Source organism: uncultured Mucilaginibacter sp., assembly GCF_937859865.1.
Lineage (GTDB): Bacteria > Bacteroidota > Bacteroidia > Sphingobacteriales > Sphingobacteriaceae > Mucilaginibacter_A.
In genome coordinates, this window is sequence record NZ_CALMAT010000016.1 from 1 (window position 1) to 6538 (window position 6538).

Here is a 6538-nt window from a genome sequence, read left to right on the forward strand (position 1 = left end):
CTATTAGCCCTGCCTGGAATTTTTTCAATGTTGATGCTGGGCAGTTGCCAGTTTCAATCCCAAACTTCGGCTATGACAACGAAGGCAGAAATTTATCCGGCAAAAAAAGCTTCCGATCCGGTCATCAACCCAAAAACGGTAAAAGTGGCTTCGGCAGCAACCATTTTAGGCCGAAAGCAAATCCCGGTTTTGTGTTACCACCAACTTAGAAACTGGAAACCGACCGATTCTAAAACGGCCAAAGATTATATTGTGCAGGAAAACGATTTCCGCGAGCAAATGAAAATGCTGGCCGACAGCGGTTACCATACCATTTTGCCTGATCAGTTGTACCAGTATTTGAACGAAGGAATGGCGCTTCCTGCAAAACCCATCATGCTTACATTTGATGATACAGATTTAGACCAATATACGCTGGCCGAACCGCAAATGAAAAAGTACGGTTTTAAAGGCGTGTTCTTTATCATGACGGTTTCTTTGGGAAGACCGCACTACATGAACAAAGAGCAGGTAAAAACACTATCCGACGAAGGGAACATAGTTGCCAGCCATACTTGGGACCACCATAACGTGAAGAAATACCAGGGCGAAGATTGGGTTACACAAATTGACAAGCCAACCAAAAAGCTGGAAGAAATTACCGGCAAACCAGTTAAATATTTTGCTTATCCTTTTGGTTTGTGGAACGGGCAGGCGATCCCTGAATTGAAGAAACGCGGATTTATAGCGGCATTCCAATTATCGGAAAAAAGGGATACTATTGAGCCTTTGTACACAATCAGAAGATTATTAGCCAGCGGCTATTGGTCGGCGCATACATTATCCAACAATATCAAACATAGTTTTTAGGTTTGCGGCAGCATGGACCCAAAAACTTTAACGCAATTGGTTACGATGGAAATGCCTTTTGGCAAATACAAAGGCACCAAAATTTGCAATTTGCCTGAAAATTATTTGTTGTGGTTTAAACAGCAAGGTTTCCCGAAAGGAACGTTGGGCGTTCTGCTGGAAACTATGCTGGAAATCAGGATCAACGGTTTACAATACTTGCTGGAACCGTTGAAGTGATTGTATTAAACTAATAGGTTGGCGTAATGCGCTGGTCTATCTGCTCGCCCAGTTCGTCCACCCAGCCAGACAAATAAGGTTCGGTGCTACTGATCCTTTTCCAATGGCCATGTTCGTCTTTTGCAATGGTGATGGTTAAAGAGTTATCAAAAGAAGAAAATTGGTATTGTTTGCTTTGATCGGCCGTAGTTACGGTACTTGCCAAACCTTCAATCTGTCCGTCGGTGCCGGTTAAATAAGTTTCAAAAACTTCCATGGTTTGTATGCTTCTTTTATCGGGTAAAAACTATCAACCGCAAAGCTATCATTCTGTTTAAAATTAGGAAGGCGATATTTAAACAAAGTTTGTTTGTAGAGGAAATTACATCACTGGTTGCTAAGTATAGCGGCTTTCCGGCATCATCATAATTTCCTAAAGTTTGATAAGTTGTAGCTGTAAATTTTACCGGGACTGTGACTGGAAGTATTTGTACTTTTTTACAAGCACTAACCATTAGCAAAGCAATAAAAAAAGGCAAAAGTTTTTTCATTTTATATCATTTTTATTTAACAATAAAAGCTGTATTATTAAACTAATACAAGTTACAAAATGTGTAATTCGTAAAACTTTAATATTTTTATTATACGAGCTTGTTTGAAATATTGTTCAATAAAATTTATCAAAAGAAACAATAAATTTTCTTCGCTATTGCACCAATAGTTACTCTAAGTTAGTTGATTTTAATCCTACTTATCAAACAATTTCAGCCTCAAGGTCAGTTCAAAATTACCATTGGTATAATTGTTTAAGGCAGAAGTTTCGGTGGTGTAAAAAGCAAGTATGGAATATGTGTTTTTGTTCAAACCAAAACCAAAGGTGCTGCTTTTGGAAGTATGGTACATCGCTTGCAACGATAACTGGTTGTCCAACAGCATCAAATTGGCACCGGCATCCAAAATATTGGTGTAACCTTTTACGCCGCGAAAGCAAACTTTTGGTTCCAAAGCAAACATATTTGCAGTTTCGCCAAAGCCAAACTTGTAACTTATCGAAGTAAAATACAAAGCCCTGTCTACCGTGCCGTTATTAATATCGTTGTTAAAAACACTTTTTAAATTGGGCAAAGCGGCCTGTACACTCCAACTATTGCTGGTGTAAGATGCGCCGAAATCCCCATCTACATAACTTTTGCGGTCATTGTATCTTGCAACCGATAAATCTCCCGGATCGCCGTTCACTTGGTCGTAAGGGATACGCTGGCTTAAAACACCTGCCGAAAGTCCAAAGTTCAGTTTTTGGTTGTCCTGCCCCAAGGGGATATGGTAAGCATAAGTGGCCACAGCGCGGGTTGATTTTAACAAACCCGACTGCTCGTTGTAAATATTTACGCCAAAAGCGGCACGGTTCAACAAATAATCGGCAGAAACAGCTTGTGTATAAGGCGAACCGGGAATACTGCTCCATTGTTTACGCACGCTCAGGTTGATGTTCAGGCCATCGTTAATGCCCGCCATGGCTGGGTTAAACAAGTATTGGTTATTAAAATATTGCGTAGCCAATGGGTTAAGCTGTGCTTTGGCAGCTGGATGAAAGATGGCAATTGAGAGAAAGACCGCGGCAGCAATGCTTCTTTTATGGCATAAAAATTTGGTCGAATACATTTTTTGTTGATTGAAAATTAATCTCTGACAATGGTTATAAAACCTTTAAATAACAAGCCTGAACCCGGGCCAAAGTCAACCACATAATAATATGTTCCTTGCGGCAGCGGTGCATCGTTATAAGTTCCGTTCCAATCGTTGGTATAACCTTGTTTGCTGTAAATCACGTTTCTGGATTTGTCAAAAACTTTTACCGTGTTGTTTGGATATTGGTCAATGTTTTTGATTACCCAGGTATCGTTCCTGCCGTCGCCGTTTGGCGTGATGATGTTGTTGGCATCCAGCTTATTACCATCCATCATGTTGGTAGATTCAACTGCTGTTCCGCTTAAAGCCACAATTTTATTGTCCGCACCTGAGCTTGTATTGGCAACACTGTCGGCATAATTACCAATCACCGTTGGTTTAAATTTTACATAAACGGTTTGGTTGGATGCCAGTTCTTCTACTGTAAAAGTTAATGTTGGTGTGTAATTAACGCTGTCTTTTGAAAGGCTAAAAGGAGCATTCGTGCTTACGGTAACTGGCTCGGTTAATTTGCTTCCCCTTACTGTAAAGGTTTGTGCAGCCGAACTTTTATGGACACTTTGAGCAGCAAAATTAAGGGTTGCTGCTGGCACTGTTTGGCCAAAAGCAACATCAATGGTAGCATAAGTTAGGAAAGCCGTGATGAAAGTTGCAACACCAACACTTCTTTTATGGCATAAAAATTTTATTAAATACACGTCGTTTTTTTATTCTGATTAAAAATTAATTAGTCTCTGATAATGGTGATGTAACCTTGGAACATGCCTGCTAAACCGATGCCGTAATCAACCGTATAATAATACGTTCCCTGCGAAAGTGGGCTGTTGTTGTAAGTCCCGTTCCAATCGTTGGCATAACCTTGTTTACTGAATATAATGCGCCCGTTTTTATCAAAAATTTTCACCTTGTTGTTTGGGTAGTTATTGATATTTTGGATTGCCCAATAATCATTTTTCCCGTCGCCATTTGGGGTGATGATATTGTTTGCAACACAAACGATCTTATTTGCCAACATTTTAATATCGTTCTTGTCAAATAAGTATTCAAAAAAGATTCCGGATAGTATCTGGCTCAATAACAGTTTCAAATCGGTACTAACGGTTACGGTAATGGTTTGATCGGTTGTACATCCAGCAGCATTGGTTGCCGTTACTTTATAAGTAGTCGTTATTTTTGGGGAAACCACTAACGTAGCGGTATTTTGTCCGCTGATAACATCCGTGGCATTTGTCCAAGTATATTGTTGTCCGCCTGTTGCAGTTAAACGGACAATCGTTCCTTTATAAACTTTCGGACTTTGGTTACTGCTGATGGAAACGTATGGCGAACTATTTACATTAATGTTAAATGTTTGGGTAAAAGTATCATTTCCACCGTTTGCTGTTCCTCCGTTATCTTTCACTATAACTGTAATCGTTGCAACGCCCGAAGTATTGTTGCTGGTGTGATAATTAATTGTTCCGGTTCCGTTGGCACCGGGAACAATGGAAAGCTGATCAATCAGCGCAGCATTGGAAGTTGAAACCGAAAGGGTAGTGGTTTGTCCGCTTTCCGGCCCAGCCGTAATCCCGCCCAGCGCAACACTTTGCAAGTTGTTGGAATAACAAACGTTTTGATCAGCAATTGCATTTAAAGTCGGCGGTACATTGCCAAAAGCATAACGCGTTAAAACCGGATAATGATCGGTTGTGGTATTGCCGTAATTGACCACCAAACCCGCAACGCTGCTCAACACTTCGGCCGTTCCGTTAATGTAAAAAGTGTTCATCCCTTTGGAAACAATCACCTGGTCAATCATATCGTTATAACTCACCGTTGATTTTTTGCCAGACAAACTCAAAGGCAGCGTTAACGGGAAATAATTGGAAGGATCGCCAATAAAAGAACTGTAAGAAGTTGTTGGCGGCGTAATGCCTGCGGTGATGGTTTGGTCGAGGTCATCATTAAAATCGCCTAAAACCACAAAGTTTTTACCGGGATAATTGGCATCGAGAACAGCTTTTAAATCATCGGCACCGCTTTTCCTTCTTTGATAAGCCGTTATAGTTGGGCTGGTGTTTGCTTTGGCATGGATCAGCACAAAAGTAATATGTTTGGTTACGCCGTTTAAAATTACATCAGCATCAAGCAAATAAGGAAACCTCCCACTTGACCAATAATTGAAATCCGGACAGTTTTGTGCTTCGGTACAACGCAGCAAATCAGAAATTTTTACGTTTTGAAACATGGCCGTTTTATAAACAAAAGCCAGTTTTTGCGCGCCTGCATAGTCCGGATCCTGCAAGTTATCAGCATAAGAACCAAAATCAGAAACAACCATGCTGTAACCCGGCAAAGTGTTTACTACGTTGCGCAAACGGTTGGTATCTACCACTTCCAGCAAACCAAAAATATCGGCTTTGATGTTGCCAAATATCGTTTTCATGTTGGCTTCCTGCTGGTTTTTATCGTTCGGGCCGAGGCCTGCCTGCGTGCTTCCGAACCATTCCATGTTGTAATTCACCACCTCCAACGTATTGTTCGGGTTATAAGTATTGCCCGAAAGCGGAACCGTAATATTGCCTGCGCCGTTGGTGGCGATGCTGATATTGCCCGTATAATTGGCCAAAGCAGCCGTCGGGTTAAATTTAACAAGTATTGGTTTTGTTGTTCCCGATGCTTCGTTTACCGTATAATTTATGGTGCTGCCGAAAGTTGTTCCGTCTTTTGATAAAGTGTAAGCCGCATTATCAGAACTTAGCGTAACGTTGCCGGTAAGGTTGTTAAAAGAAGTATTGAAACTTTGGGTGGAAGAAGTGTTTTGTGCCTGGAAACCGAACGATAAACTATTGGTGCTGGTATAAACCGAAGGCGGTGGAGGCGTAGGCGAATTGAGCAGGTTGATATCGTCCAAAGTCCAACGTGCGCCATCTTCGGTGGTAGAATAATACACAAAAGCCACGTAAACGCCAGCTTGTTTATAAGCAGAAAGGTCAACGTTTTGGGTTTGTGTCCAGGTATCGCTGGCCTGGTTTGGAAAAGGCGCATCAATATCCGTCCAGGTTGCCAAAGCCGGGTTTCCAGTTCCCAAATAATTGGTGGAAACGCGCAATTTCAATTTTGCACCGTTAAAAGCAGTACGGCTCCAAAATGAAAACAGCGGATAATTAAAGCCTGTCATGTTCAGGGCAGGCGAGATCAGCCAATCTTCATTAATGTTGTTGGTGCTGTTGGCATAGCCGTTTATTTGCACGGCATTGGGGAAAGCGGCTGTTCCTTTTGGTGCATTTGGATCTCGCCCAAAAGTGGTACAGGCCCAATTTTGTGCACCAACTACGCTGTATTGTGTCCAGCCATCCGAAATCGCGGCAGTTACGGTACAATTATCAAAGCCATAAACCAGGTTGTTTGGGTCTTGGGCAGTTCCGGTTAAAGTAACGGTTTTGTTGAAGGCATTGGTGCTGGCATTTAAAGCAGTTCCGGTAAAAGTTCCGGAAGCTGTGGGATTAAAGCGCACATAAACCGGTTTTGCAGCCGAAATTTCAGCAGGCGTATAAGTAACCGAAGTGGTAAAATTGCTGTTGTCTTTTGATACGCTAAAAGGTGCATTGGTGGTAACCGTTGCATTTCCCGTAAGGTTGCTACCGGTTAAAGTATAAGTTTGTGCCGAAGAACTGGTATTGATGTTTTGTGCCGCAAAAGCGATGGCCGTTGGCGTAATATCCAAAGCAGGCGTGCCAATTGGCGTATCGGTCCAATTCAAAACAAAATCATCAATGGCCGAAGTTGGGCGGTTGCCAGAACCTGTTGAAGCATTTAAAGC

General features: G+C 41.7%; 7 protein-coding genes. 2 read left to right on the forward strand and 5 right to left on the reverse strand.

The features are described 5' to 3' along the window. Positions 1-9 precede the first annotated feature (9 nt). Together Q0192_RS02000 and Q0192_RS02005 are read left to right on the forward strand one after the other, a co-directional pair. Positions 10-849 carry a polysaccharide deacetylase family protein gene (locus tag Q0192_RS02000; RefSeq protein WP_299285313.1) on the forward strand — a complete coding sequence of 280 codons (840 nt, stop codon included), beginning with the start codon at positions 10-12 and terminating at the stop codon, positions 847-849. A 12-nt stretch (positions 850-861) separates the two neighbouring features. Continuing rightward, positions 862-1068, forward strand: a complete 207-nt coding sequence (locus Q0192_RS02005; protein WP_299285296.1) for a DUF3820 family protein — start codon at positions 862-864, stop codon at positions 1066-1068. Positions 1069-1078: 10 nt separating this feature from the next. On the opposite strand, the gene Q0192_RS02010 is transcribed toward Q0192_RS02005, so the two are convergent. From Q0192_RS02010 to Q0192_RS02030, 5 genes are all read right to left on the reverse strand, one after another. Beyond that, positions 1079-1324 carry a hypothetical protein gene (locus Q0192_RS02010; RefSeq protein ID WP_299285299.1) on the reverse strand — a complete coding sequence of 82 codons (246 nt, stop codon included), beginning with the start codon at positions 1322-1324 and terminating at the stop codon, positions 1079-1081. 16 nt (positions 1325-1340) lie between these two features. Then, entirely contained in the window at positions 1341-1598 is a 258-nt protein-coding gene (locus Q0192_RS02015) for a hypothetical protein (protein ID WP_299285302.1), read from the reverse strand. A 196-nt stretch (positions 1599-1794) separates the two neighbouring features. Then, the gene (locus Q0192_RS02020; protein ID WP_299285305.1) at positions 1795-2709 is read right to left on the reverse strand and encodes a type IX secretion system membrane protein PorP/SprF; all 915 of its coding nucleotides are present in this window, start codon (positions 2707-2709) and stop codon (positions 1795-1797) included. A 17-nt stretch (positions 2710-2726) separates the two neighbouring features. Next, the gene (locus tag Q0192_RS02025; protein ID WP_299285307.1) at positions 2727-3434 is read right to left on the reverse strand and encodes a gliding motility-associated C-terminal domain-containing protein; all 708 of its coding nucleotides are present in this window, start codon (positions 3432-3434) and stop codon (positions 2727-2729) included. A gap of 29 nt (positions 3435-3463) precedes the next feature. Next, positions 3464-6538, reverse strand: a 3075-nt coding sequence (locus Q0192_RS02030) for a gliding motility-associated C-terminal domain-containing protein (RefSeq protein ID WP_299285310.1), incomplete at its 5' end; no start/stop codon positions are given.

What these genes read in the sequence shown, in the direction of transcription:
- Q0192_RS02015 (WP_299285302.1), bottom strand. Translation starts at nt 1,598, where the DNA reads ATGAAAAAACTTTTGCCTTTTTTTATTGCTTTGCTAATGGTTAGTGCT.
- Q0192_RS02005 (WP_299285296.1), top strand. Translation starts at nt 862, where the DNA reads ATGGACCCAAAAACTTTAACGCAATTGGTTACGATGGAAATGCCTTTT.
- Q0192_RS02010 (WP_299285299.1), bottom strand. Translation starts at nt 1,324, where the DNA reads ATGGAAGTTTTTGAAACTTATTTAACCGGCACCGACGGACAGATTGAA.
- Q0192_RS02020 (WP_299285305.1), bottom strand. Translation starts at nt 2,709, where the DNA reads ATGTATTCGACCAAATTTTTATGCCATAAAAGAAGCATTGCTGCCGCG.